Origin of the sequence: Tardiphaga sp. 215_C5_N2_1 (assembly GCF_052076055.1) — a bacterium.
Taxonomy (GTDB): Bacteria; Pseudomonadota; Alphaproteobacteria; order Rhizobiales; family Xanthobacteraceae; genus Tardiphaga; species Tardiphaga robiniae.
In genome coordinates this window covers 3,549,083-3,576,022 of the sequence record NZ_CP197240.1, presented here as the reverse complement: position 1 = coordinate 3,576,022, position 26,940 = coordinate 3,549,083, and the positions used below count along the sequence as shown (strand labels likewise).

General features: G+C 61.7%; 30 protein-coding genes. 17 read left to right on the top strand and 13 right to left on the bottom strand.

The features are described from left to right. Window positions 1-100 precede the first annotated feature (100 nt). Window positions 101-367, bottom strand: a complete 267-nt coding sequence (locus AB7828_RS17050; protein WP_068730348.1) for a hypothetical protein — start codon at window positions 365-367, stop codon at window positions 101-103. Between the two features lie 186 nt (window positions 368-553). Here AB7828_RS17050 and AB7828_RS17045 point away from each other — a divergent pair, with 186 nt between their 5' ends. Continuing rightward, window positions 554-1,840 carry a DUF445 domain-containing protein gene (locus AB7828_RS17045; protein ID WP_231079203.1) on the top strand — a complete coding sequence of 429 codons (1,287 nt, stop codon included), beginning with the start codon at window positions 554-556 and terminating at the stop codon, window positions 1,838-1,840. 184 nt (window positions 1,841-2,024) lie between these two features. Further along, on the top strand, window positions 2,025-2,795 hold the full coding sequence (locus tag AB7828_RS17040) for an esterase/lipase family protein (protein ID WP_441230690.1): 771 nt from the start codon (window positions 2,025-2,027) through the stop codon (window positions 2,793-2,795). Window positions 2,796-2,814: 19 nt separating this feature from the next. Here the strand turns inward: AB7828_RS17040 and AB7828_RS17035 are convergent, their stop codons facing one another. Further along, window positions 2,815-4,038: a bifunctional alpha/beta hydrolase/OsmC family protein gene (locus AB7828_RS17035; RefSeq protein WP_441230689.1), complete on the bottom strand. Its 1,224-nt coding sequence runs from the start codon at window positions 4,036-4,038 to the stop codon at window positions 2,815-2,817. Between the two features lie 345 nt (window positions 4,039-4,383). Here AB7828_RS17035 and AB7828_RS17030 point away from each other — a divergent pair, with 345 nt between their 5' ends. The 3 genes from AB7828_RS17030 to AB7828_RS17020 all read left to right on the top strand — a co-directional run bounded on the left by AB7828_RS17030 (window position 4,384) and on the right by AB7828_RS17020 (window position 7,380). Next, complete coding sequence (locus tag AB7828_RS17030; protein WP_093757160.1) at window positions 4,384-5,388, top strand: TRAP transporter substrate-binding protein; 1,005 nt, start codon at window positions 4,384-4,386, stop codon at window positions 5,386-5,388. A gap of 83 nt (window positions 5,389-5,471) precedes the next feature. Beyond that, window positions 5,472-6,047 carry a TRAP transporter small permease gene (locus tag AB7828_RS17025; protein ID WP_175367803.1) on the top strand — a complete coding sequence of 192 codons (576 nt, stop codon included), beginning with the start codon at window positions 5,472-5,474 and terminating at the stop codon, window positions 6,045-6,047. A 40-nt stretch (window positions 6,048-6,087) separates the two neighbouring features. Beyond that, entirely contained in the window at window positions 6,088-7,380 is a 1,293-nt protein-coding gene (locus AB7828_RS17020) for a TRAP transporter large permease (RefSeq protein ID WP_089265860.1), read from the top strand. Window position 7,381: 1 nt separating this feature from the next. Here AB7828_RS17020 and AB7828_RS17015 read toward each other — a convergent pair whose 3' ends face one another. The 3 genes from AB7828_RS17015 to AB7828_RS17005 all read right to left on the bottom strand — a co-directional run bounded on the left by AB7828_RS17015 (window position 7,382) and on the right by AB7828_RS17005 (window position 9,688). Beyond that, the gene (locus AB7828_RS17015) at window positions 7,382-8,167 is read right to left on the bottom strand and encodes a FadR/GntR family transcriptional regulator (RefSeq protein ID WP_089265861.1); all 786 of its coding nucleotides are present in this window, start codon (window positions 8,165-8,167) and stop codon (window positions 7,382-7,384) included. Between the two features lie 70 nt (window positions 8,168-8,237). Continuing rightward, window positions 8,238-8,759 (bottom strand): hypothetical protein, encoded by a 522-nt coding sequence (locus AB7828_RS17010; protein ID WP_175367806.1) that lies wholly within the window; start codon window positions 8,757-8,759, stop codon window positions 8,238-8,240. Window positions 8,760-9,190: 431 nt separating this feature from the next. Continuing rightward, a complete protein-coding gene (locus AB7828_RS17005; protein ID WP_175367807.1) occupies window positions 9,191-9,688 on the bottom strand; it encodes a YbaK/EbsC family protein in 498 nt (165 codons plus the stop codon). 180 nt (window positions 9,689-9,868) lie between these two features. Here AB7828_RS17005 and AB7828_RS17000 point away from each other — a divergent pair, with 180 nt between their 5' ends. Beyond that, window positions 9,869-10,585, top strand: a complete 717-nt coding sequence (locus tag AB7828_RS17000) for a glycosyltransferase family 25 protein (RefSeq protein ID WP_089265863.1) — start codon at window positions 9,869-9,871, stop codon at window positions 10,583-10,585. Here the strand turns inward: AB7828_RS17000 and AB7828_RS16995 are convergent. The 3 genes from AB7828_RS16995 to AB7828_RS16985 all read right to left on the bottom strand — a co-directional run bounded on the left by AB7828_RS16995 (window position 10,545) and on the right by AB7828_RS16985 (window position 13,554). Then, window positions 10,545-11,822 (bottom strand): O-antigen ligase family protein, encoded by a 1,278-nt coding sequence (locus AB7828_RS16995; protein ID WP_441230688.1) that lies wholly within the window; start codon window positions 11,820-11,822, stop codon window positions 10,545-10,547. The genes AB7828_RS17000 and AB7828_RS16995 overlap by 41 nt on opposite strands. Continuing rightward, window positions 11,819-12,694 carry an amidohydrolase family protein gene (locus tag AB7828_RS16990; RefSeq protein ID WP_184512024.1) on the bottom strand — a complete coding sequence of 292 codons (876 nt, stop codon included), beginning with the start codon at window positions 12,692-12,694 and terminating at the stop codon, window positions 11,819-11,821. Before AB7828_RS16990 ends, AB7828_RS16995 begins: the two co-directional genes overlap by 4 nt. Window positions 12,695-12,783: 89 nt before the next feature. Continuing rightward, window positions 12,784-13,554: an IclR family transcriptional regulator domain-containing protein gene (locus tag AB7828_RS16985; RefSeq protein ID WP_441230687.1), complete on the bottom strand. Its 771-nt coding sequence runs from the start codon at window positions 13,552-13,554 to the stop codon at window positions 12,784-12,786. Between the two features lie 106 nt (window positions 13,555-13,660). Here AB7828_RS16985 and AB7828_RS16980 point away from each other — a divergent pair, with 106 nt between their 5' ends. From AB7828_RS16980 to AB7828_RS16955, 6 genes are all read left to right on the top strand, one after another. Continuing rightward, entirely contained in the window at window positions 13,661-14,137 is a 477-nt protein-coding gene (locus tag AB7828_RS16980) for a MaoC family dehydratase (RefSeq protein WP_093757153.1), read from the top strand. A 20-nt stretch (window positions 14,138-14,157) separates the two neighbouring features. Beyond that, complete coding sequence (locus AB7828_RS16975) at window positions 14,158-14,598, top strand: MaoC family dehydratase (protein ID WP_320445514.1); 441 nt, start codon at window positions 14,158-14,160, stop codon at window positions 14,596-14,598. A gap of 63 nt (window positions 14,599-14,661) precedes the next feature. Beyond that, complete coding sequence (locus AB7828_RS16970) at window positions 14,662-15,633, top strand: Bug family tripartite tricarboxylate transporter substrate binding protein (RefSeq protein WP_441230686.1); 972 nt, start codon at window positions 14,662-14,664, stop codon at window positions 15,631-15,633. 241 nt (window positions 15,634-15,874) lie between these two features. Further along, entirely contained in the window at window positions 15,875-16,000 is a 126-nt protein-coding gene (gene ykgO / locus AB7828_RS16965) for a type B 50S ribosomal protein L36 (protein ID WP_055038661.1), read from the top strand. A 101-nt stretch (window positions 16,001-16,101) separates the two neighbouring features. Beyond that, window positions 16,102-16,746: a tetratricopeptide repeat protein gene (locus AB7828_RS16960; RefSeq protein WP_089265870.1), complete on the top strand. Its 645-nt coding sequence runs from the start codon at window positions 16,102-16,104 to the stop codon at window positions 16,744-16,746. Between the two features lie 215 nt (window positions 16,747-16,961). Continuing rightward, entirely contained in the window at window positions 16,962-19,280 is a 2,319-nt protein-coding gene (locus AB7828_RS16955) for a mechanosensitive ion channel domain-containing protein (RefSeq protein ID WP_441230685.1), read from the top strand. Between the two features lie 161 nt (window positions 19,281-19,441). Here the strand turns inward: AB7828_RS16955 and AB7828_RS16950 are convergent, their stop codons facing one another. Further along, complete coding sequence (locus AB7828_RS16950) at window positions 19,442-19,624, bottom strand: hypothetical protein (RefSeq protein ID WP_068728843.1); 183 nt, start codon at window positions 19,622-19,624, stop codon at window positions 19,442-19,444. A gap of 28 nt (window positions 19,625-19,652) precedes the next feature. Next, window positions 19,653-19,799: a hypothetical protein gene (locus AB7828_RS16945; RefSeq protein ID WP_158005629.1), complete on the bottom strand. Its 147-nt coding sequence runs from the start codon at window positions 19,797-19,799 to the stop codon at window positions 19,653-19,655. Between the two features lie 25 nt (window positions 19,800-19,824). Between AB7828_RS16945 and AB7828_RS16940 the strand changes: the two genes are divergently transcribed. From AB7828_RS16940 to AB7828_RS16930, 3 genes are all read left to right on the top strand, one after another. Continuing rightward, entirely contained in the window at window positions 19,825-20,547 is a 723-nt protein-coding gene (locus AB7828_RS16940) for a DUF3750 domain-containing protein (RefSeq protein ID WP_441230684.1), read from the top strand. Window positions 20,548-20,621: 74 nt separating this feature from the next. Next, entirely contained in the window at window positions 20,622-21,584 is a 963-nt protein-coding gene (locus tag AB7828_RS16935; RefSeq protein ID WP_441230683.1) for an alpha/beta fold hydrolase, read from the top strand. Window positions 21,585-21,626: 42 nt separating this feature from the next. Continuing rightward, on the top strand, window positions 21,627-22,055 hold the full coding sequence (locus tag AB7828_RS16930; protein ID WP_441230682.1) for an OsmC family protein: 429 nt from the start codon (window positions 21,627-21,629) through the stop codon (window positions 22,053-22,055). 60 nt (window positions 22,056-22,115) lie between these two features. Here the strand turns inward: AB7828_RS16930 and pyk are convergent, their stop codons facing one another. Further along, a complete protein-coding gene (pyk, locus tag AB7828_RS16925) occupies window positions 22,116-23,549 on the bottom strand; it encodes a pyruvate kinase (RefSeq protein ID WP_441230681.1) in 1,434 nt (477 codons plus the stop codon). Continuing rightward, window positions 23,546-24,154, bottom strand: coding sequence for a DUF1036 domain-containing protein (locus tag AB7828_RS16920; protein WP_175367813.1), 609 nt, complete (start codon window positions 24,152-24,154; stop codon window positions 23,546-23,548). The genes pyk and AB7828_RS16920 overlap by 4 nt, the downstream gene beginning before the upstream one ends. A 177-nt stretch (window positions 24,155-24,331) precedes the next feature. On the opposite strand from AB7828_RS16920, the gene AB7828_RS16915 reads away from it, so the two are divergent. Then, window positions 24,332-24,634, top strand: a complete 303-nt coding sequence (locus tag AB7828_RS16915; RefSeq protein WP_089265876.1) for a DUF1244 domain-containing protein — start codon at window positions 24,332-24,334, stop codon at window positions 24,632-24,634. A gap of 187 nt (window positions 24,635-24,821) precedes the next feature. After that, the gene (locus tag AB7828_RS16910) at window positions 24,822-25,097 is read left to right on the top strand and encodes a DUF2312 domain-containing protein (protein WP_068728829.1); all 276 of its coding nucleotides are present in this window, start codon (window positions 24,822-24,824) and stop codon (window positions 25,095-25,097) included. A gap of 171 nt (window positions 25,098-25,268) precedes the next feature. Here the strand turns inward: AB7828_RS16910 and AB7828_RS16905 are convergent, their stop codons facing one another. After that, window positions 25,269-26,927, bottom strand: coding sequence for a DUF882 domain-containing protein (locus AB7828_RS16905; protein ID WP_441230680.1), 1,659 nt, complete (start codon window positions 26,925-26,927; stop codon window positions 25,269-25,271). Window positions 26,928-26,940: the final 13 nt, after the last annotated feature.

Below are 26,940 nucleotides of genomic sequence, written 5' to 3'. Positions count from 1 at the left end.
TCACGAGCGACGTAGTGTGTGGCCTCACCCCACCCCGTCTCGCATCCGCTTCGCGGATTGCTCACCGACCCTCCCCCCCTTCAGGGGAGGGTAAGAAATCTTACTGCCGTGCCAGTGTCAGCGAGAACTCGCCATTGCGCACGCGGCCCGGAAGACCCTCGACAAACTTCGCCACGGCGTCTTCGCCATAGGTGCCGACGAGCTCGGCAAAGGCTGCGAACAAGCTGGCCTGCGCGAGGCAATCGCCATCGACGCCGTCATGCCGTGCTTCCGCCCAGGCTTCGTTGAGATAGCTCAGCGCGGCCTGCTTCTGTTCCTGATCCGGTAGCGGATCGCGGGCGGGGCGGTACGACAATGATTCGCTCATGAAATTCCCAAAACGGTCTTCGGTGCGCATCAAAGCGAAGCGCGCCTCGCAAGTTCGAATCGAGATTTACCACGCGGAGCAGGTTCCGCGAGCGACATCTTTAAGAAAGGTTAACGACAGTGACTCACATTGTCCGACATTATGTTAACAGCGGGAACCGGTCATCTTGACCGGTTGAGGAAGCCTATGGACGCAAACAGTTTTTCGTCTTTCGCGAGTCCCGGCGACGCTGCGCGCGCAGCAGAGTTGCGCCGCGTCAAGGCGATTGCGGCGCTGGTGCTGGCGAGCTGTCTGGTCGTGTTTGTCGGTGCAAAAATCTTGCTGCCGATTCATCCCGCGTTCGGATTCGTTGCGGCCTTCGCGGAAGCGGCCACCATTGGCGGATTGGCGGACTGGTACGCCGTTGTCGCGCTGTTCCGTCGGCCGCTGGGTCTGCCGATTCCGCACACCGCGATCATCCAGGCGAATCAAAATCGCATTGCCGACAAGTTGGGTGAATTCATCGAGGTGCATTTCCTCGAAGCCGGGCCGGTCGAGGCCAAATTACGTGAGGTGGATTTTGCGAGTTTCGTTGCAGACTGGCTGAGCGATAAAAAGCGTAGCGCGGATCTCGCGCGTTTCTTGCTGCGGCTGTTGCCGGAGGCGATGTCGGCGACGGAAACGTCTGGTCTCAAAACCTTCATCACGCGCCGCGTGATGACCCAGCTGCAGTCGGTCGATCTCGCGCCCATCGCTGCCGGCACCATGCGCGGCTTCATCCGGGATGGTCGCCATCAGGGCCTGCTCGACAATCTGCTCGGCGCGATGCATGGCGCGCTGACCGAGCCGGACACGCTGGCTGTCATCAAGAACAAGATTCGCGACGAGCTGCCGACGTTGCTCAAACTCTATCGCGCCGATGCGTTCCTGCTGAAGCGCATCGTCGCGTCGGCCACGACCTTCTTTGACGATGTACGCAAGGATCCAGCGCATCCGTTCCGTGGTGAGTTCGACCGCATGCTGCTCTCCTTCGTCGATCGGCTGGAGACCGAGCCCGGCTTCACCGGCCGCATCGATGGGTTGAAGCGCGATCTGCTGGCGCGCCCCGAGCTTGCCGAACTTGGGCGTAATCTCTGGAACAATGCGCGCAGCTTCATCGAGCGCAGTGCATCAGGTGAAAGCAATGTACTGGCACATCATCTGGCCAATGTGTTCGTCGAGGCCGGTGCAGCGCTGCGCGCCGATGCCGAGATGCGCGGCGAGATCAACCAGGGCATCGTCGTGGTGCTGCGCACGTTCATCGCCGATCAGAAAAGCGGCGTGTCGAGTTTTATCGCCGATCAGGTGAAGGGCTGGGACATGCAGCAGCTGATCGGTGTCATCGAAGTCAATATAGGCCGCGATCTGCAATATATCCGCTTCAACGGTTCGCTGATCGGCGGCCTCGCTGGGCTGGCGCTCTACACGATCGAATATCTGTTGCGACTGCTGTGAGAGCAGTTCCGCATTGCGGAAGTGAGGCGCCGGGGGGTATCGGGATGCGCTTGAACTGCCACAAACCCGACCTTAACTTGAGTGAACTGATAGTTGCTTCGGTGCGTTGTGTGATTCCCTCCCTGTGAGGCTGCATTCAAATCAATCGATATGACCGGCCAGCGCGCCGGCGAGAGGAAATCAGATGTCGGCTACGGCCCAGGCGCAACGTCCCCCATCGAAAACCCTGATGTTTCTTGAAGGCCGTGCGGTTCACGAATTCGGCGCCTTTCTCGGCGCGCTGCCGCTGCTGAATCTCGCGCCGCGTGGCGATGGTCATCCGGTACTGGTACTGCCGGGCCTTGTGGCCTCGGATGTTTCGACAGGTCCGCTCCGCACGTTTCTCAAGGGCCGCGGCTATGCCGTCAGCGGCTGGAAGCAGGGCCGCAATCTCGGGCTGCGTGACGGCGTGCAGGGCAGCATGGTCGAATTGCTGAAAGAGATGAACGAGACCCACGGCCGCAAGGTGAGTCTGGTCGGCTGGAGTCTCGGCGGCCTTTATGCGCGCCAGCTCGCCAAGATGATGCCGGACCGCGTCCGTTCGGTGATCACGCTGGGTAGCCCGTTTGCCGGCCATCCGAAATCCACCAATGCCTGGCGTGTCTATGAATTCGCCAGCGGCAAACGCGCCGACGACACCGACGACGATTTCGGTGGTTCGCTTGCCGATACGCCGCCGGTCCCGACCACCGCGATCTACAGCCGCACCGACGGTGTCTGTGCCTGGCAGGGCTGCATGGAGAAGTCATCGGCGATGTCCGAGAGCATCGAGGTCGAGAGCAGCCATTGCGGGATGGGGCATCACCCCGCTGTCGTCTATGCAGTGGCGGAGCGTCTCGCGCAGAAGGAAGGCGCGTGGGCGCCGTTCGATCGCTCGGGCTGGCGCAGCCTAGTCTATCCGGACCCTAGCAGGTAAAGGCGCGTCAGCGACACGCTTACTCTGCTGCTGTCGTCACGATCCTGATCTCAGATGTCAGTGTCCGGTGTACCGGGCACTTGTCAGCGATCTCCATGAGCTTTGCGCGCTGCTCCGCATCGAGCTTGCCGTCGATCGTGATGACGCGTTCAATCTGGTCCAGCATGCCGTCCTTGGTCTCGCATTCCTCGCAATCCCTGGCGTAGATCTTCTTGTGGTTCAGCGTCACCGTGACGTGGTCCATCGGCAATGCCTTGCGTTCGGCATAGAGCCGCATGGTCATCGCGGTGCAGGCGCCGAGCGCGCTGAGCAGCAGATCATACGGACCGGGTCCGGTGTCCTCGCCGCCGGCGGCGATCGGCTCGTCGGCGAGTATCTGATGCGGGCCGACAGTGATGACCTGCTGGAATTTGCTGGCGCGCGTCTCGCTCACCACCACCTTGCGCGGCTCTTCAGGCAGGCTCGCTACGGGCGTGACGGCGACCGCATTGAGATAGCGTCCGGCCCAGGCGGCGATGACATCGGCGACATAGATCGCGTCATGCTTTTGCGTGAGCAGATGATCGGCGCCGGCCAGCGAGACGAAGCTCTTGGGATGTTTGGCAGCGACGAAAATCTTCGTGGCGTTGTCGATGCCCACTGTGTCGTCGGTGGGCGCATGCATGATCAGCAGCGCCTTGTGCAGCCTGGTCACCTTTGTGATCAGATTGTGCTCGGCGATATCGTCGAGGAATTCACGCTTGATGCTGAACGGCCGGCCGGCGAGCTTGACCTCGACCTCGCCTTTTTCGCGGATCGCGTCGACATGTTCGGCGAACATGTCGGTGACATGCGCGGGATCGGAGGGCGCCGCGATGGTGACAACGGCCTTGGCTTCCGGCACCTGTTCAGCGGCGGCGAGGATCGCTGCGCCGCCGAGGCTGTGGCCGATCAGGATTGCCGGTGTCTGGCGTATTTCCCGCAAATGGTCGGCGGCCTTTACGAGATCGGCGATATTCGACGAGAACGTGCTATTGGCGAAATCGCCCTCGCTGGAGCCGAGGCCAGTGAAGTCGAAGCGCAGCACGGCGATGCCCTTGAGCGTCAGCGCCGCGGAGATACGCCGAGCCGCGAGCACATCCTTGCCGCAAGTGAAGCAATGCGCGAACAGCGCATATGTATGGACAGCGCCATCGGGCAGGTCCAGCGCCGCCGCCAGCATATGGCCGGCCGCGCCGGGGAATTGAAAGCGTTCAGTTGGCACGGTGGGCTCCTGTCGTGACAGATGACTCTTTCTACACCGATTCCACCCAATCAATCAGTGGGTACCCAACACCCGCGCGAGAATGAGGCCGAGCTGCTCTCTTGGCGTCGCACCTCGGGTTGAACTTTAGTTCTGCGCGGCCGCTCGAGCACGCGCTTGCCGGCCTCCGATGTCGGTGCTAGATGTCGGGTCATCGTACAACTTTTGGGGTGCGCTGCCGCTACAAGCTGATGGACGGCGGGCCGGCACGCTCCTAGAATTGTGACAAGATCGACCCCGCAAAGGGGCGAACCAGAATAATGGCCAACGCGCCGCATCGGGAAATTCACAGGGAGGATTTCGTCCATGAAGAGAAGAGATGTCGTCAAAGGCGGACTGGCCGCGCTCGCGGTTGGCGCTACCGGTCTCGGGCGGTTCACGCCTGCGCAGGCGCAGACCAAGATGGTCCTCAAGGCCTCTGATGTCCACCCGCTCGGCTACCCCACGGTCGAATCCGTGGTGCGCATGGGCAAGAAGCTGGATGCCGCCACAAGCGGCCGGCTCACCATCCAGATGTTTCCGTCCATGCAGCTCGGCGGCGAGAAGGAAGCCATCGAGCAGGCCCAGGTCGGCGCTCTGCAGATCGCGCGCATTTCCGTCGGCGCCGTCGGCCCGGTGGTCGATGACGTCAACGTCTTCAACATGCCGTTCGTGTTTCGCGATTCCAAGCACATGGAAGCGGTCCTCGATGGCGAGATTGGCACCGAGCTGCTGAACAAGATCACGGCCAATGAAAAAACCGGCCTGGTCGCGCTTGGCTGGATGAATGCCGGCTCGCGCAACATCTATAACAGCAAGCGCCCGATCAAGACGCTCGCTGATCTCAAGGGTCTCAAGATCCGGATGATCGGCAATCCGTTGTTTATCGACACCATGAATGCGCTCGGCGGCAATGGTGTCGCCATGGGCTTCGATCAGGTGTTTAGCGCCATGCAGACCGGCGTCGTCGATGGGGCCGAGAACAACCTGCCATCCTTCGTGGCGCAGAACCACTTCCAGGTCGCCAAGTATTTCTCGATGACAGAGCATCTGATCATTCCGGAATTGCTGGTGTTCTCGAAGGCGTCATGGGCGAAGCTCACGCCGGACGATCAGGCGCTGCTGAAGAAATTCGGCCGCGAAGCGCAGCTCGAACAGCGCGTGCTCTGGTACGAGGCGGAGAAGACCGCGCTGGACAAGATGAAGGAAGTCGGCACCGACATCGTCACGTCCATCGACAAGCAGCCGTTCCGCGATGCCGTGAAGCCGGTGTGGGACAAATACGGCGCGAAATACGCCGAGATGACCAAGCGCATTGCTGCGGTGAGCTAGCGGCATGTTCTCAATGTGTCGTCCCCGCCTTCGCGGGGACGACAGGATAGGCCAGCGCTTCCGTCGCGTTACCTGAGGTCTTCATGTCTGACGTTATTTCCAAACTGCCGGCTGCATCCAGTCATCACGCCGATACGGCCAGCCATGGTGCGGCTTACGCGTTCCGCCGCGCCATGAACGCACTATACTGGTCCGGCGCCGTGTTTTCTTGCCTGGCGCTTGTGCTGATCTCCGCGATTATTCCTTGGGCTGTTTACACCCGCTACATTTTGAACAGCGCGGCGTCGTGGCCGGAGCCGCTGGCGGTGTTGCTGACGATAGCGGTGACTTTCATTGGCGCCGCCAACTGCTATCGCCAGCGCATCCACATGAACATGACGGTAGGTACCAACCTGCTGCCGCCTCACGCGCGTGTCGTGGCTGCTTTCATCAGCGAGTTGCTGATGGCTGCGGTGGCACTGTTCATGGTGATCTGGGGCATGAAGCTGGTGATGACCACCTGGGGCAATTCGGTGGATGAATTTCCCTGGTTGTCTGTCGGGATCACCTACATGCCGATCCCCGTTTCCGGCGCGATGATGTTTCTCTTTGTCGTCGAACGCCTGACCATCGGTCCGCCGCCACAGGATGGCAGCGACGCACACATACCTCTCGACTAGCTTCGCCGATCAGCTCCAGCCAGAATAAAGAAAATCCGACATGGACATCGCCGTTCTTCTGCTCAGCATGTGTCTGTTCTTCGCCGTCGGCATGCCGATCGCCTTTGCCCTGGCGCTTTCCGCGCTGGTCGGCGCACTGTGGATCGATCTGCCCGTTGCAGCTGTGATGCAGCAACTCTCCAGCGGCGTCGGCAAGGTGTCGATGCTGACCGTGCCGTTCTTCGTGCTGGCCGGCGCCATCATGGCAGAAGGCGGCATGGCCCGAAGGCTGGTTGATTTTGCAGCCGTCGTGGTCGGCTTCACGCGCATCCGCGGCGGCCTCTCCCAGGTCAATATTCTGGCTACGACCATCATGTCCGGGATCTCCGGCTCGTCGGTCGCGGATACGTCGGCGATTGGCTCGGTGATGATCCCGCAGATGGCGGCGAAGGGTTATCCACGGGTATTCGCCACCAATGTGACCATCTCCGCCTCGGTCCAGGCGATCCTGGTGCCGCCGAGCCACAATGCGGTGATCTATTCGCTGGCGACCGGCGGCGTGGTCTCGATCACCAGCCTGTTCCTGGCAGGTATCGTGCCCGGTCTGTTACTTGGCTTCGCGATCATGTTGTTGTGTCTCTACTTTGCCTATCGCGATGGTCATCCGAAGGGCGAGCCGGTGCCGGTGAAGCAGGCGCTGAAGATGCTGGGGGATGCCACCTGGGGCATCGTCACACTGGTGATCGTGCTCGGTGGCATTCTTACAGGCGTGTTCACGCCGATCGAGGCTGGCGCTGTGGCGTGCGTCTGGGCCTTCTTCGTCACGATGTTTATCTATCGCGACTACAAATGGTCCGAGCTGCCGATGCTGACCTACCGGACGCTCCAGACGGTGGCGATGGTGCTGACGCTGGTCGCGACCGCGTCATGCTTCGGCTATGTCGCTGCGATGATGCGGATGCCGGCGCATATGACGGAGTTCTTCGTCGCCATCTCGTCGAACAAATACGTGCTGCTGATGTGGCTCAATATCATGCTGCTGATCCTCGGCACGGCGCTCGATCTCGCGCCACTGCTGCTGATCTGCACGCCGATCCTGCTGCCGGTGGTGAAGAGTTTCGGGATCGACCCCGTGCATTTTGGCATCGTGATGCTGCTCAATCTCGGCATCGGTCTGCTGACGCCGCCGGTCGGTACCACGCTGTTCGTCGGCTGCGCCATCGGCAAGGTCTCGGTGGACGAAGTGATGCGCGGAATCTGGCCGTTTTACTGGGTGATGTTCGCCGTCTTGATGCTGGTGACTTACGTGCCGTGGTTCTCGATGGCGCTGCCGCACGCGTTCGGCTTCAGGTGAGCTACTGGACCGGATCGACTGACAACTGCTTGTAGCGTTCCTTGCCGTTCAGCAAATGCCGGCGCATCGCATCGCGAGCCTTGCGCGGCGAACGGGCGCTGATCGCATTGACGATGACTTGATGCTCCTTCTCGATACTCTCGAGATAGCGCTTCTGCAATTCGACTTTGCCATCGAAGGTGCGGATGCTCTGGCGCGGGATGATAAGACCGCCAAGGAATTCCAGAAAACCGACAAAGCGCGCATTCTGCGTGGCGACAGCAATGGCGAAGTGGAAGTCGAAATCCTCCTTCACTGCGCGGTCGCCATTGGCGATGGCGCGGCTGAAGGTAGCCGCGGCCTTGGCAATGGCTCGGATCTGGGCAGCGGTGGCGCGCTCGCTGGCTATAGCCGCGGCCTCCATCTCGACGGCCGTGCGCAGTTCAAGAATTTCGATCACGCTGCCAAGCGAGCCCAGGCCGTCGGGGTCGATGGCATAAGGTTGCTGATCGGGCTCACTGTTGACGAAGGCACCGGCGCCCTGCCGGGTGGTTACAAGGCCCCGGGCGCGGAGTGCGGCAATCGCCTCGCGAACGACCGTGCGGCTGACGCCCATGGCCGCCATCATGGCCTGCTCGGTCGGCAGACGCGCGCCTGCGGGCAAGCGGCCTTCGATGATCTGGGCAGCGATGCGCTCGACGACTTCCTCAGTACGGCGGCGCACGGGATTGAGCGGTCGCAGCAAAGGCGTGCCTGCGGCCCCATTGGTTGTCTTGCGCTTGGTGCGTGGCTTAGCTTGTCCGGTCATCGTACAACCGGGCTATCATCGCCGATGTCGCTGCGCAAGCTTGCGGCACGCGTCATTGCGCTGCACGCTCTTACATTGTTTCGAGTTCGGGCAGCTTGAGATCGCATTCGACCCAGGCGCCGTTAATGGTGAAGCGCTGGAACGGCGAGTCGGGCACCGGTGCCTGCAATGGGGCGAGGAACTGCGCGTCGGCGGGGCTGCGGAGGTGAAACTGGATATGGCTGGCGGAAAGGGCGTTGCGCGACAGCCAGATCATGCCGGAAAACAGCTCGATCAGCAGTTGTCCGTATTTATCGAGACCGGCACTCCCGAAGTCGTAGGTCGGCGACACGGTCATGAAACGGCAACGCAGCACGGGACCTTCGAATTTGGGCATCAGAAGTTTGCTGACCTGACAGAAAGCCTGCGGAACGGTGCCGTCGTAGAGACCGTACAACCCACCCTTGCCGCCCTGCATGACAGGGTCCAGCGCCGCGAAAATACCCTGGGTGTAAGTGGAGAAGTCTTCCTCGGCTGCCTCGGCAGCCTTCCGCCACTGCGACTTCAGTGAAGCCCAGCTTCTGTCGGCGTCGGTGATCGGCACGAGCCGCATCTCGAGGTCCCCCCGCCGATTTACACACGGCCGGATGCAACCCTAGCTATATACCCTCAAGATTTTGATAACGCGGGAACTTGGCGCCAGCGGCGTTTGCGCTCCCGCGGACGTCTACAGAGCGCATTCAGGCGCCAGCGGACTGTAGTCCGGCTGCAGCTGCGGCCACGATCGACGCCACCACCTGCTTCCAGGTCTTCGACGACTGCGGGCGATGAGACGAGGCTTTGAAGCGCATGGTCTTGTCCGGTTTGGCCGCACATATTGCTGCGCAGCCGAGCGTCCTCAGGGACGACATCCGGAAAATCGTGCCTTGCGCGGGCGAAGTCGATCCCCCGGCAAAAATAGCAATACCCGCGCTGCTCTCGTGCCGGACGGCGGTTGGCTTGTTCTCTGCCGGCAATGAACGGCAGTGAATTATTCTCGCTGCCTCAACCCATCGCGGGAGCTTGCTCCTGCACTGCCGCCGGTTCCTGGCAAACATCGACCCAGCTGGCCCCGGTCAGTTCGGCCATCCGTGCCGGGGACATCCGCACCGAACTGTTGACCGAGCCCGCCGCCGGCCACACCTCGGCGAATTCCTTCAGCGACACGTCGCAGTAGACTTGTAATGGCGTTGCCAGGCCGAACGGGCAGACGCCGCCGACCGGATGGCCGGTGAGGGCAACGACCTCGTCGGCCCCCAGCATGCGGGGCTTGCCGCCAAGTGCATCGCGTGCCTTCTTATTGTCGAGCCGCGCTGTACCCTTGGTCACCACCAGCACCACCCGGTCGCCGACCCGCACCGACAGCGTCTTGGCGATTTGGCCGGGTTCGACGCCCAATGCCTCGGCGGCGAGAAGGACCGTGGCCGAGCTTTTGTCGGTGACGGTGACGGATAATTCGGGGGCGTTGGCGGTGAGAAAGGCGCGGACGGACTCAAGGCTCATGATGCGGTCTCGGTGACATACCGCCACGCCCTCTCACATGTCGCCGACAAAGTGAAGTCACATCCGTGCATTGGGGAACTGGGGCGGCGCTGCCGCGCCATTCCCTCGCGCCGGTTTTGACCTTATACGGGCTCTTGTCTGGCTGACCGTGCCGGATGATGTTCTGGAGCCTACCCCTCGATGCTGCCGGCCTATGTGATCCATGCCAAGTCGTTGCCCGAGCGCACGGAGCATATCCAGCGCGAGCTCGACCGCGCGGGCATCAAGTTCGAGTGGGTGCTGGATTTCGATGCCGACGAGATCACCTCCGATGTCGATCGGGCTTATTTCGCCGAAGGCGCCGATCTCACGCTGCGGCAGAAATCCTGCGCGCTGAAACATGTCGTCGCCATGCAGCGCATCCGCGAGCGCGGCCAGGATCTGGCGCTGATCTTCGAGGATGACGCATTGCTGGTGCCGGATTTCTGCGACCAGTTGAAGCGCGTGCTCGACGAAGCCGAAAAGTGGCCGCGGCCGCGCATTCTGCATCTTGGCGCCGCGACCAATTTTTACACCCCGGCGTCGGAGTTGCGCCCGGGCCAGATCGTCTATCCCGGCAATCGCGTGCGCAATATGGAAGCCTATGTGCTGGGCGCGCCGGAGGCCTCGGCGCGACTTGACTGGATCGCGCGGCATCCCATGCACGAGCCTATCGACATCGCCTTTAACACCGGCGATCCCGCCATGGGCATCCCGTTCCTGTGGCCGGAACCGCCGCTAGCCGAACAAGGCTCGCTCAACGGCGTGTTCAAGAGCTCACTCGATCGCAAGGGGCATGCGCAATTGCAGTTGCGCATACAGTTTGCCGTGCAGAAGTTCAGGCGGCGTTATTTGAAGCGGTGGCTGAAGCTGAAGTAGTTTGCGGCTTTTGGCCGGTCATTCCGGATGGAGCGTTGCGCACCAGCGCGCCCAGCAATCCCACTGCCAGGCAGTATAGCATCCCTTGCGTCACCGCCGAGATGTGACTGTTGAAAAGTCCGCCAATCACGTTCTGCAACACGACGGCCTGGCCGAGGATGCTTGCATAATCGCGCGCGAGAAAAAGCCGTGCATGCGCGATCCACATTGCCCATAGTAGCAGCCCGCCGATCAGGCCGACCTGCAGCACGGTATGAAGCGTTTGATTGTGCGGATCGGGCGTGGCCTGGCCATAGGGCGACGGCTTCGTCGCCTCCATGCTCTGATACAGCGGCTTGATGCTCCCGGTGCCGTGGCCGACGATGGGCGAGGCCTTCACGAAGCCGACTGCCTTGCTCCAGAAATCCAGCCGCGATGCAGTCGAGATTGTTTCGCCGCCTGCGGTCTGGCCGCTATTGGCGTTGATGTCCGAGTTGATCTCTGCAATCCGGCGCTGGGCTTGTGGCGAGGTCAGCAGTGCGATGCCGATTACGATCATGGCTGCGACCGCGACCATGGCAGAGCGTCGCCAGCCGCCGGCGTGGATGACGAATAAACCGAGTAATGCGGCGGCCATGATTGCGCCGGTCTTCGACACATAGATCAGGAAAATGTCGGCAAAGAACAGAAGCGCGAGCACGATCATCGCGATGGCGCGGCGGGTGTCCTGGACCCAGATGCGCATCGCGCCGATCGCCAGAGCGAAGGCACAAAGTGCGAAGCAGCCGGATTGAACCGCGTTGTCCTTGAAGGGCACGCCGGGCGCCTTGAACCAGCCCCACGGCCCCGTGGGCCACAGGAACGCAGCCCATGACAGGGCGAGAAGACATATACAGGCGGCAAGAAAGCCATAAGCGATCTGTAATGCTTGTTTCGGCGTAAATGCCGTTGCCATCACCAGTGGGATCAGCAGCAGCTTGGCGTAGGGACCAACCCATCTGATCGCGCCGCTGAGCGGCTGCATCGACCAGAGCACGCCGACCAGGATCAGCACGAACAGCGCGACCGGCAGATAGGCCGCCGGCCTCCGCAACGTGGCGATGAAACGATCGCGGTCGAGTGTCAGCAGCGCGAGCACTGCAAAGATCGACACCGCGATAGCCTGACCGCTGGTTGAGAACGGCAGCGAGAAGCCGGTGGCAATGGCGGCGATCTGCCGGGCATCCGCAAGTTTGCGCGGCAGATCGTTGTTCGTCATATGCCCAGGAGTTTCCGTGCGTTGTTCTTCAGGACCTTCGGACGCACCTCGTCGCGAATGTCGAGCTTGGCGAAATCGGCCATCCAGCGATCCGGCATGATCACTGGCCAGTCGGAGCCGAACAGCATCTTATCCTGCAGGATCGAATTGATGTAGCGCACGAGGATCGGTGGGAAGTATTTCGGCGACCAGCCGGACAAGTCGATATACACGTTGGGCTTGTGGGTCGCGACCGACAGCGCCTCTTCCTGCCAAGGGAAGGAGGGATGTGCCAGAATGATCTTCAGGTCCGGAAAATCCACCGCAACGTCGTCCATATACATCGGGTTGGAATATTTCAGCCGCATTCCCATGCCGCCGGGCATGCCGGAGCCGACGCCGGTCTGGCCGGTGTGGAACAGCGCGATAGCGCCGCCTTCCTGGATCGCCTCATAGAGCGGATAGGCCATGCGGTCGTTGGCGTAAAAGCCCTGCATGGTCGGGTGGAACTTGAAACCCTTTACCCCGTATTCGGAGATCAGCTTGCGTGCCTCGCGCACGCCGAGCTTGCCCTTGTGCGGATCGATCGACGCGAACGGGATCAGCACGTCGGCGTTCTCTTTGGCGATCTCCAGCATCTCGTAGTTGTTGTAGCGGCGGAAGCCGGTCTCGCGCTCGGCGTCGACCGGGAAGATCACCGCGGCAATCTTTTTGTCGCGGTAATAGGCGGCTGTTTCCTGCACTGTCGGCGGATGCTTATGCGGCGACTTGAAATACTCGGCCATGCGGGCCTGGAAATCATCATAGCCGTCGTCGGCGTGGCAGCCGCATGGCTCTTCCGCATGGGTGTGGATGTCGATGGCGACAAGGTCGTCCGGATTGAGCAATTTCATGTCCCGCGTCTCCCGCACTTTCATCATTATCGTTGGCGGTTGCTCTAGCAAACCGGCCTGCTGAATGAAAGGCGCGGAACGCTGCCGACCTAGCCGGTAGAGAAGGACTGTGTCCGGATATCCTGCGCGGTGCGGCGGAGCGGGATCAGGTATTTCTCCTTTGCCGTCGCCTCGTCCATTGTGCCCGAGATCGCATTCACGCTGATCGCCGCGACGACCCGGCCGCCGTGGTCGCGGACGGGGACGGCGATGCCGCAGATGGCTGGATCGAGTTCGCCATCGACCCAGCCATAGCCTTTGGCCTCGACGCGTTCGAGCTCGCATTCCAGCAGCACGGGATCGGTGATGGTGTGTGGGGTGATCTGCTTAAATTCGGTGGTGGCGAGATAGTGCGCGCGCTGGTCCGGCGGCAGGGCCGCCAGCAGGACCCGGCCGAGCGACACCACGTGGGCGGGCAGGCGGCTTCCGACGGCGAGATTGGCCGAGAGAATGCGCTGCGCCGGCAATCGCAACGCATAGACGATCTCGGTCTCGTCCAGCACGGCCAGCGAGCAGGATTCGCCGATTTCGTTGCGCAGGTCTTCCAAAGCGCGTTGCGCATAGCCCCAGTAAGGCAGTGCATTGAGGTAGGACAGGCCAAGCCCCAGCGCCCGCGGGCGTAGGCTGAAATAGCGGCCATCGGCTTCGCAATATTTCATCACGATCAGCGTCGCCAGCATCCGGCGCGCCGTCGCGCGGCTGAGGCCCGCGATCGCGGCGACTTCCGAAAGCGTGTGCCGGCCCGGTGGGCGACCAAGCGCTTCGACGGCCGCAAAACCACGGGCGATCGCCCGAACGAAACCGTCACTGTCTTTGGCCATGCACCATCCTACCGGTTCGGACTTGTCAGTCCCGGGAAACCGCGCCTATACTTGTTCGTAAGGCGGACATAAAGTTCGCCTGGTGAACGTTAGTGGAGAAGGCGCTATGGCGCAAGCGGAAGTTTTTGAAACCGATTTCTGGAAGGACGCGAACCTGCGCAAGGTCTGGGACGAGATCGTCCCGGGCGAGCCACGCAAGACGCTGCCTTATGTCCTGACGAGGGAGGCGATCCAGCTTTATTGCCGCTCGGTCGGCGAGAACCACCCATTGTATTTCGACGAGGCTTACGCGAAGGCGTCGCCCTATGGCGGTCTGATCGCGCCGCCATCGATCCACATCCTGTTGATGTTCTCCTGCACGCCGGCCGACGACTGGATGCGCACACCTGGCACCGTCAATGCTGGCCAGTCCTGGAGCTACAACATCCCGGCACGGCCCGGAGACACCATCACCCTGCAGGCCCGCGCGCTCGACAAATTCATCAAGCGCGAGCGGCTGTTCGTGGTCCACGACAACGTGTTCTTCAACCAGCGTGGCGACGTCATCTGTTCTGGCCGCGGCCAGACCATCCGCCCGATGTGAGTGTGGCAAGGAGATCAACCATGACAACCAGCTTTGACAAACTCTCCACCGGCGACACCATCGACGGTCCGAGCTTCGCAGTGTCGCGCGAGTCGATCCGGCTCTTCTGCGACGGATCGCTCGACTACAATCCGCTGCATCTCGACGACAACTACATGAAGAACTCGTTCGGCAAGACCAATTTCGGCGGCATCATCATGCATGGCATGAATAATTTCGGGCTAATCACCCGCATGCTGACCGACTGGGCCTATCCTGCGGGTGCAATCCATCGCCGTCTCGAAACGCGCTGGGTCAAGCCGGTGAAGCCTGGCGACACGATCCAGCCGGTCGGCATCATCAAGGCCAAGCAGACCACCGAGAAATCGCGCTGGGTGCTGATCGACGTGCTGGTGAAGAACCAGAACGACGAGAAGGTCGCGACCGGTGAGGCGATGGTTGAATTTCCGCTGACAGCCTAGTGGCTCAATGCAACGGCGTGCGGCATAGTCCGCACGCCGGACAAGAACAGGCAAGGGATCGAAATGAAGAAGCTCACGAGGCTCGCCCTGTCGTGTCTGGCGATGACTTTTGTCATGTTGTCGGGCGCGCTGGCGCAGAATTTTCCAGTCAGTCAGATCAAGATCATCGTGCCGTTTCCAGCGGGGGGCACAACGGACATCCTCGCGCGGTTCGTCGCGCAATATCTCGGCGAGAAGCTCGGCGTCACTACGATCGTCGAGAACCGGCCAGGCGCATCGGGTACGATCGGTTCGGAGGTCGTGGCGAAATCGCCCGCCGATGGCAGCGTGTTGTTGGTCACGGCCACGCATCACGTGATCAATCCGAGTCTGCGCAAGAGTTTGCCTTACGAGACACAGAAGGACTTCTCGCCGATCGCCCTGATCGCGACGGCGCCAAATGCGCTTGTTGTAACCAGGGACTTTCCGGCGAAGTCGGTCGCCGAGTTGATCGAACTGGCGAAGAAGCAGCCCGGCAAGCTGTCCTTCGGATCGGCCGGCGTCGGCGGCGCCAATCATCTGTCGGGCGAATTGTTTAAGCAGATGGCTGGAATCAATATCGAGCACATCCCTTACAAGGGGGCCGCGCCGGCGATGAACGACCTGATCGGCGGCCATATTCCGATCATGTTCGATACGTTGCCGACCGTTTTGCCTGCTGCCGAGGCGGGCAACATCCGCGTGCTCGCGGTCACCAGCCTGACCCGAGCGGCCTCGCTCCCCAACGCCCCGACCCTCGATGAGGCCGGCGTAAAGGGGTTCGAGGCGACCGCCTGGTTCGGCATGTACATGCCACAGGCCAATGGCAGCCCGGCCTATACGAAGCTGGTGGCGGCCATGAAGGAGATCCTGGCGGCACCCGCGACCCGCGAGAAATTCGCCACCCAGGGCGTCGAGCCGGGCAAGCTGACGGGAGCTGAATTCACGGCTTTCGTCGATTCGGAGATCAAGAAGTGGGGCGCAGTGGTGAAAACCGCGAATGTCCCGCAAGAGTGATCCGCACGTGTTTGAAGGGTCCGGTGGCTGTTCCCGGACCCTCAAGCCACCAAAATACCTGCAAATATCGATCCGATGGTCGTCAGATGCCCGGATCGGATTGACAGTCCGGCGCCCGATGGCTTAGAAACCGCGGGTCCCGGGCGACTTGGTCGCCAGCGGGTTCAAGCTCATTTTCGCTGATTTCGGCCTGCTGCGCACGGCCTTTGACGTCAGTATCGCAAGCTATCAGGATTGACCGATGAAAGTCCGTAACTCGTTGAAATCGCTGCGCGGTCGTCACCGCGACAACCGCTTGGTCCGCCGCAAGGGCCGCGTCTACGTGATCAACAAGACCCAGCGCCGTTTCAAGGCTCGCCAGGGTTGAGTTGCTGCGCGGCCGGCATTTTGCCGGCTGGCCTCACGACATCACAGGTGTTTGACGCGCTGCTGCTTTGCAGCGCGTTTTTTCGTGTCTAGACTTGTGGCATGGCATTGAGAATCCCGGCCGCAGGTTTTGGAATTCTGCTGAGCGCATTTCTGGGCGCAGCACCCGTCTACGCGCAGGTCAAAGATCCGCAGATCGTGACCCCGGATGCGCCGAAGAAGATTCCCGAGCCGCCCGCCAAACTGCCGAAGGTCAATGCCGACAAGACGCGCGGCCTTGATTTTCTGTTTGGTGCGCTGAAAGCGGCGCCGGACGAAGCCAGTGCCAAACACGTCGAAGGCCGGATCTGGGCCCTGTGGTCGCAGACCACAAGCGACACTACCGCGCTGCTGATGACCCGCGCCAAGACGGCGCTGGACGCCAAGCAGGTCGATCTGTCGCTGCAATTGTTGAGCGCGGTGGTGAAGCTGCGCCCCGATTACGTCGAGGGTTGGAATCGGCGCGCCACGCTATATTACCTGCAGAACGATTACACCCGGTCGTTGCAGGATATCGAGCAGGTGCTGATACGCGAACCCCGGCATTTCGGTGCTCTGGCAGGGCTCGGCATGATCATGCAGGAGCTGGGCGACGACAAGCGTGCGCTCGATGCGTTCCGCAAGGCGCTTGCGGTCAATCCGCATCTCGAAAAGGTGCCGGAGCTGGTCAAGACCCTGACCGAAAAGGTCGAAGGCCGCGATATCTGAGATTCCTTGAAAGTTGGGGCGCTCGCGGGGCATCGTGGGAACATCACCCTGCTTTGATGCATCCCTGCTGCCCGCGATGGAAAAACAAGACATCGTCGCCGGGGAATCAAACTTCTGACACAGGAAACGGGCGAAAAGGGCGTTTTCCGAGCCACAGGAAGGGACACCTTTTGGCGCCGAAGTCATTTCCGCTATTCGCTTTGCTATGTGTGTTGATGGCCGCACCGATGGCTGCTGTGACCGGCCCTGCGCTGGCGCAGAAAGCCGATGCGCCGCCGGCGCCTGCAGCTTCGACGCTGTCCCCCGATCAGGCCAAGGCTGCGCTCGACACATTGCAAGACGACGTCAAGCGCAAGGAAATGATCGATACGCTGCGCGCGGTCGCCACGGCGACACCTGCATCGCCGGAGAAGAAACCGGCCATTCCGCTCGACGCCGACAGTCTTGGCGCGCAATTGCTCGTGACTATTTCCGATCAGCTCGGCGATATTACACGCGAGGTCTCGACAGCCGTGCAATCGGTCACGCGCTTTCCGGCGCTATGGTACTGGCTACAGCGCAGCGCGAACGATCCCGCCACCTATCATCTCCTGTTCGACATCGCCTGGAAGCTTGTTGTCGTATTCGGCGGTGCGCTGGCGGCGGAATGGCTCATGGTTTGGCTGCTGCGGAGGCCGCAGGCCGCGCTCGAGGCGCGCATTCCTTTCGTCGCCCGTGCGCCGTCCTCGCTCATCGAACGTGCCGATCCACCGTCGTCCACGGCGGACGTCACCGAGACGCCTGATCTCAACAAACGGCGGCGCAGCCTGACCCGGGCGTGGCAATCGCTGCTGCGGCTTCCCTATGTGGTCGGGCGTCTTCTCCTCGAATTGTTTCCGATTTTCGTCTTTACCGGCACGGTATCGCTGCTGCTCGGCACCCAGATCGGCGATGCCGGGATCACGCGCCTCGCGATCCTTGCGATCGTAAACAGCTATGTGGTGGCGCGCGCCATCATCTGCGCGATGCGCGCGTTGTTCGGGCCGCTCGCTCTGTTCAGGGTGAAGGAGGAGACCGCAGCCTATCTCGAAATCTGGACGCGTCGCATCGTCGGCGTCGGCGCCACCGGCATCGCAATCGCCAATGTCGCCCTGATGATGGGCCTCTATCGTTCGGCGCATTTTGCGTTGATCAAGCTCGTGATGCTGGTCGTGCATCTGTTTGTCGTCGTCATCGTCCTGCAGTGCCGGAAGCCCGTTGCCGATGCACTCCGCGCGCCGATCGGTGCTACGGGCTTCCTGAGCGCGATGCGAAATCGCCTCGCCAGTCTCTGGCATGTGCTGGCCATCGTCGTCGTGATGGCGGCTTGGACCATCTGGGCGCTCAATATCCAGAACGGTTATTCATTGCTGCTGCGATACATCGTCGGCACGGTCATTGTCGCGCTGGTGGCCCGGCTCGTCTCGATGATTGCACTGAGTCTCATTGATCGCGGTTTCCGCATCAAACCGGAAATCCTGCAGCGCTTTCCAGGTCTTGAGACGCGTGCCAATCGTTATCTGCCCCTGTTGCGCAAGGTCGTCGCAACGATCATCGCGGTGATCGGCCTCGTTGCCTTGCTGGAAGTGTGGGGCGTCAATGCCATTGTCTGGTTCTATGGCGGCCAGATCGGCAGTCGGGTCGTCTCGGCTGTCATCACCGTCGGCGTAGCGGCCATTGTCGCTGCGGTTGTGTGGGAAGGTAGCAATGCGCTGATGGAGCGTCAGCTCGCGGCGCTGACGCGCGATGCTCATTTCGCCCGCGCGGCGCGTCTGCGCACGTTCCAGCCGATGCTGCGCACGACATTACTCGGTGTAATCATCGCGGTGGTTGCGCTCACCGCGCTGAGCGAGATCGGTGTCAATGTTGCGCCGCTGCTCGCCGGTGCCGGCATCCTCGGCATTGCCATCGGCTTCGGTTCGCAGAAGCTGGTGCAGGACGTGATTACCGGCTTGTTTCTGCTGCTGGAAAGCACCGTGCAGGTCGGAGACAACGTCACGGTGTCGGGTCTCTCGGGTGTCGTCGAGAACGTCTCGATCCGTACCATCCGGCTGCGTGCCGGCGATGGTTCGGTTCACATCATTCCCTTCAGCGCGGTGACCACCATCACCAATGCCAGCCGCGGTGCAGGCAACGCGGCCGTCAGCGTCAGCGTCGCTTACAAGGAAGATACCGACCGCGCCGGCCAGTTGCTGAAGGACATCGTCGAGCAGATGCGCAATGAGGCAGCTTTCAAGCCGCTGATCCGCAGCGATCTCGAATTGTGGGGCGTCGACAAGGTCGATGGCTCGATGGCGACGATCGTCGGGCAGATCCGGTGTACCGATTCCGGCCGCTGGGCCGTACAGCGCGAATTCAATCGCCGCATGAAAATCCGCTTCCAGGAAGAAGGTATTGAGATCGCGTCACCCGGACAGATCGTCCTGATGCAGTTGTCCCCGCCGACCACTGAAGCTGCAGAGGACAATGACGCAGATATCCAGCAGAGCAAGTCAGCGCAGCGCCGCGTCGGCTAGTCATTATCGCTGTCTTTCGACGATGCAGCAGCTCCGGATTAACCAAAGTTGCGACTACGTGGGGCGCAGTGGCACGAGTTCAAGACGCGCGTACGTTCCACCATTCCACAATGTCCGAAAGTCGAAGACAAAGACGATCCAGAATAGGCGCGTTGGTCGATCTAGTGCAGGACGTTATTGCCGGGCCGGATAGCACCGAACTGGGGTGAAGCGGCATAGAGTTGCTGCAATTCCGCTTCCAGTTGTTCGTTGACCATCAGCAAAGCCTTGAGCGCGCCGCGCAAGTCGCCATTGCAGGTAGAAATGATTTCGTCGATCACAGCATCGGTTGGGCGGGCCGTCATGGAACTATCTCCAGTTCAGATCATGGCGTCAGTCCGCCGCCTGATCGTGGCGATAACCGGGCGGGAACGAATGCGTTCCTGTGGATAGCGTGGACAGTCCTTGCAGGCCGTTTGTCGCGATCGCCGTGGCAAAGCCGCCAAACGCCCCCATATCCACAATATTGTTTCCCGCCACGGGCCCTTCCTCAGTGAGAAAATTTGTGATTGTGCTGCTCGCGCTTCTTGTCGTTCCCATCGTTGTGTCGGCCGCCAGATACTGGATGGGTGATCGCTCGGTCGATTGGCAGAGCGCGGATCGTTCCAGCGCCGGCCTGTTGCCACCGCCCGCTGCGCATCCCGAGGCGCTGGTGCGGGTCTTTGCAGCGCGGACGGTGCGCTGGCGCGGTATTTTTGCGGTCCATAGCTGGATCGTATTCAAGGAAAAGGGCGCGTCGCGCTACACCCGCTACGATTATACGGCGTGGGGCGAGCCGATCCGCCTGAATGGTTTTGCCGCTGACGGCCGCTGGTTCGGCGACGTGCCGACCGCTATCGCAGCCGCCGATGGTGACGCGGCCACCGCGATGATCCCGAAGATTCAGGCGGCGATCGCCAGCTATTCCTGGCGCTCCTACGGCGACTATCGGGCCTGGCCCGGGCCGAACTCCAACACCTTCGTCGCGGCCGTTCTGGCCGCCGTGCCCGAATTGCAGGTGGCATTGCCGCCCACCGCCATCGGCAAGGATTTCCCCTATGCCGGCAATGCCTTTGGCTGGACACCTTCCGGCACCGGCGTGCGCGCCACGCTGGGCGGCTATCTCGGCGTTACCGCAGGCTGGGTCGAAGGGCTCGAGCTCAATCTGCTCGGTGCCGTATTCGGCCTCGACATCCGCCGGCCCGCGATCAAACTGCCGGGTATTGGTCGTCTTGGCGTCAGCGCGTAAGTGGCGCGCGGCGCGAAACCCTCAGGGTACCGTCGCGTAGCTGGATCGTGCACAAAAGTCCCCGGATATTGGCAATGATCTCAGTCACTGTAGTAGTCGCGCTATGCGTGCTGGCCGTGGCCACACAGGTCGGCGTGCTCGTATTCGAGCGCAAATATTCGCCAACGGGTGAGCTTGTCGATGTTACGGGCGGCCGTCTGCATGTGGTGCAGATCGGACCACGCGATGCATCAGGCCCGCCGATTGTCCTCATCCATGGCGCCACGTCGAATATGGAAACCATGCGGCTGCCGCTCGGCAATATGCTGGCAGAAAAACACCGCGTTATCCTGATCGACCGTCCCGGCTTTGGCTGGAGCTTGCGTGACAATTTGTCGAACTCTTCTCCGGCGATGCAGGCGAGGATGATCGAGGAAACGCTCGAAAAACTCGGTGTCGATCAGGCGATCGTTGTGGTGCATTCGCTTGCCGGCGCACTCGGCGCGCTGATGGCGCTGGACTATCCGCAGCGTGTCGCAGGACTGGTCATGCTGGCGGGTGTCACTCATCCCTGGCCCGGTGGCGTTGGCCTCTATAACGAGGTCGTCACCACTCCGGCCATAGGCAAGCTGCTGGCCTATACGATCACGCTGCCGCTTGGCTATTTCCTGACGGGCATGGCCGGCGGCGCAGTGTTTGCGCCGCAGCCGATGCCGGAAGGCTATATCGCGCAGACCGCGACGCAACTTGTACTGCGGCCGCGCAACTTCCTCGCCAATGCCTGGGATCTGGTAACGTTGAAATCTGCCGTCATGGCGCAGGCATCGCGCTATGCCGATATCAAAGCTCCGACCGTCGTGATCGCAGGCTCTGCCGACACCATCGTATCGCCGGAGATTCATTCGCGTCATTTCGCGAAAACCGTGCCGGGCGCCAAACTAATCGTGCTGCCGAACGTTGGTCACATGGTGCAAAATGCTGCACCTGATCTTATCATGAGGGAGATCGAGGGCATGATCTCGGCCGCTGACACAAAACCGAAGGCCGCCTTGCGCTAACCTCCCGTTCGATCGACTTCAACTCAAATTGAGGAGAATTGCATGACCACGACTTTCGGTTCGGCCAAATGGCAGGGTGGCATCAAGGACGGCAAGGGATCGATTTCCACCAAGAGCGGCGCGCTCGCCGACTATCCCTACGGTTTCGCCAGCCGCTTCGAAGGCAAGCCGGGCTCCAATCCTGAAGAGCTGATTGGCGCGGCCCATGCCGCCTGCTTCACAATGGCGCTGTCTCTGATCCTCGGCGAAGCCGGTTTCAAGGCTGACAATATGGAGACGAAGGCCGACGTGACGCTGGAGAAGCAGGGTGACGGCTTCGCCATTACCAAAGTGCACCTCACGCTCTCGGCCTCTATTCCCGGCGCCGACGAGGCGAAGTTCGACGAACTCACCGCCATGGCCAAGGCCGGCTGCCCGGTGTCGAAGGTGCTGAATGCAGAAATCACGCTCGACGCGACGCTGCTGGGTTAAGCCTCAGGCGGCGAATACAATCTCTCCCCGCCAATCGTGGGGAGAGATTGTATCAGTGAACTACATATCTGGGTCGTTTGGCCCGACATAAGCGATGCGGACCATGTTGGTCGCACCTGGGGTGCCGAGCGGCACGCCAGCGACAATGATGACCCGCTGGCCGGCTTTGGCGAAGCCGTCACGGAAGGCGATGCGTCCGGCGCGATCGACCATGTCGTCGAGGTCCTTCGCATCCTCCGCCACCACGCAGTGTACACCCCACACGACCGAGAGCTTGCGACCGGCGGCGAGGTTCGGCGTGATCGCTACCACCGGCGGCTTCGGCCGTTCACGGGCGACGCGGACGGCGGTGGATCCTGAGCTGGTCCAGCAAATGATCGCAGACAGATCCAACGTCTCTGCGATTTGTCGTGCGGCGTCCGCAATGGCGTCACCGACGGTCGGCTCGGGTTCGGGGCGCTGGGCCATCAGTACGGTGCGATAGGTCGGATCGCGCTCTACTTCCTCGCCGATGCGGTTCATCGTTGAGACGGCTTCGACCGGGAATTTGCCAGCGGCGGATTCGGCCGACAGCATGACGGCGTCCGCGCCTTCATAGATGGCCGTTGCCACGTCGGAGACTTCGGCGCGCGTCGGCACCGGACTCTGGATCATCGACTCCAGCATCTGCGTAGCGACCACCACCGGTTTGCCGGCGCGGCGCGCCATGCGCGTCATGCGCTTTTGTAGACTTGGTACCCGTTCCAGCGGCAGTTCGACGCCGAGATCGCCGCGCGCGACCATCAGCGCGTCGGACGCTTCCAGAATGGAATCGAGACGGTCGATCGCCTGCGGCTTCTCGATCTTCGACATGATGGATGCGCGGCCGCGCACCAGTCGCTTGGCCTCATGCACGTCCTCGGCGCGTTGCACGAAGGACAGGGCTATCCAGTCGATGCCGGTCTCGAGTGCCGCTTCCAGATCCAGGCGGTCCTTCGGCGTCATGGCCGACACCGGCAGGTCTGTATCGGGCAGGCTGACGCCCTTGCGGTCGGAGATGCGGCCGCCGACCACCACGCGCGTCACCGCGCGGTCGTTCGATGTCTCCTCGGCAATCAGCCGCAGCTTGCCGTCGTCGATCAGCAGCGCATGGCCCGGGCGAAGTGCAGCGAGAATTTCCGGATGTGGCAGGTGCACGCGGGTGGCGTCGCCGGGCGCGGGATCGGAATCCAGCACGAAACTCTCGCCGTTCTTGAGCTGCACACCGCCTTCGGCAAAGGCGCCGACGCGCAGCTTCGGGCCCTGCAGATCGACCAGAATGCCGATCGGGCGCCCGTAGCTGCTTTCGACATTGCGGATGGTCTTCACCAGCTCGCGCATCTTGTCATGCGGCGTGTGGCTCATATTGATGCGGAACACGTCGGCACCAGCCTCGAACAGCTTGCGGATCATCGCGCTGTCCGAGGAGGCGGGGCCGAGCGTGGCCAGAATCTTGATGCGGCGTTGACGTCTCATTGTTTGCCTCCCGGCGGTACTGATGGCGGCAGGGTCGTTGACCCGCCCGGGGGCGCGCCACCTGGCGTGTTGGGCAGACCGGGGAAGCCCGCGCCGGGTGCGCCCGGAGGCGGTCCGGTTGGGCCCGGAATGCCCGGCAGCTTCGGCGGTTGTTCGTTGGTCTCGGTCAGTTGCACCGTCCAGGCGCGCTGTTCGCCGGTGTCGACCTCGAAGAAGCCGGTCCGGTCAAAGCCGCGTGCGAGGCAGTTTTCGGTGCCCTTGATGGTGAATTCTTTGTCGCGGGAGCACATGAAGGCCTGACCCGACCACTCACCACCCCGATCGTAATCGAGTGCGTAGATATAATAATACCGCGCAACCAGGGTTCCGCGCAGCAAGGTCTCGCAGGCTCGCGACGAGACATTCCACCAGCCCTCGGTGGTCCAGCCTTCGGCATCCTTGTAGCCCAGCGCGATCCCGACCCGGCTCGAGGTGTTGTTGCATAGCCGGAAATCAGCCGCCGCGGGGGTCGCCCACAGGCACGACAGGGCCAGCGCCAGCACTGGCAACAGGCCGGCGAGGGGGACGCGTCGAAAGGGGCGGGAATGGGAATCTTTTGCGGTCATGCGGCGAAGCTATCTCAATTCGTTGACGATTTCGCTTGACCCGGCGGGCCTGTCAACGGTCGCGGAACCAATTCTGTCCCGCCAGGCGGTTTGCGTTGTGATATGGCAAAATCTGTGACAGCGCCCATGTTACATGAAGACGACAGGCCGGTATCGGGTGCAACAGCGAGACCATTCATGGCGATTGACGACAAGATCCAGACCGAACTCGAGGCCGCCGCCTTTCGCCGGCTGGTTGACCATTTGCGCGGTCGCACCGATGTGCAGAATATCGACCTGATGAATCTGGCCGGCTTCTGTCGGAACTGCCTGTCAAACTGGCTGAAGGACGCTGCCGACGCCAAGGGCGTGGCGATGACCAAGGATGAGAGCCGCGAAGCGATTTACGGCATGCCTTACGAGACCTGGAAATCGCTGCATCAGGCCGAGGCCAAACCCGAACAAATTGAGGCCATGAAGAAAGTGCACAGCGGGCACTGACGATTTCTGGTCTTTTTGAGGCATGAAATCAAAGCTGTGGGGGCGCTGTGGATGACCGCGAAGGCGCCTTGACGCAAGGCGCCGTGGTCTTGAGTGTCATTTCCTTAAGATTAATGCGCGCATAACGCTGCGCACTAAACCCACCCCATATCCGCTTAAAGCAACATCAGTTCACCAGGAGTTTTCGATGGCCACCTCTGCTGCGTCCGTGCTGGACGATCAGGCGACGCATTCTTTCGCCAAGGATCAGCTCAAGGCTATCGTCGAGCGTATCGAGCGCCTTGAAGAAGAAAAGAAGACGATCTCCGACGACATCAAGGACGTCTATGGCGAAGCCAAAGGCAACGGCTACGACGTGAAGGCGCTGCGCACCATCATCCGCATGCGCAAGCAGGATGCCAATGAGCGCGCCGAGCAGGAGACGATCCTCGAGACCTACCTGCAAGCCTTGGGAATGCTGTAAGGCGCTTAGCGCGCCAATACTCAGCCAAACACTCAGGTGTCATACGCGGGCAAAAGCGCGAAGCGCGTCTTCGCGCTAGACGACCCGCGTATCCATCTAGCCACAAAAAATCGATGGATGGCCGGGTCAAGCCCGGCCATGACACCATTATAGTCTGAGAAATTCGCGCGCTTAACGCAGCGACGCCGTGCGCATCACAAACGCAGTCGTCGCAAGCGAGGCCGTTGCCGAGCCGGTGAAGCGGTCGCAGACCAGACCGAGCTGCGGATCATCCGAGAAAGTCATTGCCACCACCGCCTGCGGCTTGACGAAGTGTGCGCGCAGGATGGTCATGTCGCCGTCGCCCATCACTGAGGCCGACATCGACGTGGTGGCGCTCGGCGCGAGGATCATTGCGCGCATCCAGACATGGTTGTCGGGAATGGCAGCGGCAGTGAGGCGGGTCGCGACTGCAATAGTGCTGTTCTGGCCCTGAGCGCCCTTCGCGACGACGGTGGTGATGTTGTTCACCGCCATCGGGTTCTTAGCCACGGAGGCCGGACGCATGCTACGCGGGATCGGCGCACTGGCGGCGACGACATTGGCGCGATCAACCGGGGAGTTGGCCGGCGGCGCATAGGCCATCGCCTTGGCGAAGCTGGACTCGGTGGCGGCCGGCTGCGGATCGACCACATTGGCCAAGGCCTGGCGTGCGGTGATCGCGGCGACCTGCTGCGGCGTGGCCTGTTTCGGCGCCGGCATATCATCCCAGAAGCCGCGGGCATTGATAATATCGGCCGGCGTCTGCGGCCGGTTGTCGGCCTTGGTCGCGGGCGCCGGAATCGGTGCCTTCGGGCGCGGTACCGGAACGGTCTCGGTGTCAGCCGATGCGAGCTGATAGGTTGCCGCTGCGGCCGGCTTGGAGCGCGGCATCGGAACGGGGTCCGAAGACTTCGCCTCAGCCAGCTTCGTTTCGGCCTGCTTCGTATCGATCGGTTTCGCAGGCATCGCGGCGGCCATCATGCCGACAGGCGACGGCTTGGCGGGCGCGATCGCGGCTGCTGCGCTCTCGTCTTCGTCGTCATTCGACTTGCCGCCACGGAACAGCGAGGCGAACAGACCCGGCTTGCTCTTGGCAAAAGCTGCACTGTCGCCATCGCCGCGCTTCTCGATCTCAGCCATTGCCAGCTGATAGCCAGCCAACGGACGGCCGTCGGTGGGGAGATGCACGGTGCGACCATCGGGGAAGACGCGCGCCAGCTGGTCATGCGTCATGCGCGGCCAGTGACGGATGCTGCCGGTGTCGAGATGCACGAAAGGCGAGCCGGAGGTCGGATAGAAGCCGACGCCGCCGCGCTGCAGGCGCAAACCGGCAAAGCGGATCTTTTCCAACGCCACGCCGGGAATGAAGAAGTCCATCGCGTGGCCGAGCATATGCTGGCTGGCGCGAGCGACGCCGGACGAGCGGCGGCGGAGCATGGCGTTGGTGGTGGGAGAGCGATAGGCGGAGATAATCTGGATCGGCGCCTTGCCGTCGACGTCGCGATAGACTTCCCAGAGGATGTCGAAGAGGCGACGATCCATGTTGGTTTGGTCCTGGCTGCGCCAGTCGCGGAGGAAGTAGTTGATCTTCTTCATCGCGTCGTCGTCATAGCGGCCGTTGCGCTTGAACGTGACGGTGAGGTCTTCGCCTGAATGGGTGTGGTGGAACGAGAGGGTGCGGGTTTCGTCGAGAGCGGTGGCGTTATGGACAGAGCTGGCGCCTGCGATCAGCAGGACAGAAGCGAGGCCGGCATGAAAGCCAGCGCGCGATGTTCGCAATCTCGTTTTGCGTGCGAAACCGCTCAGCACGTATGAACCCACC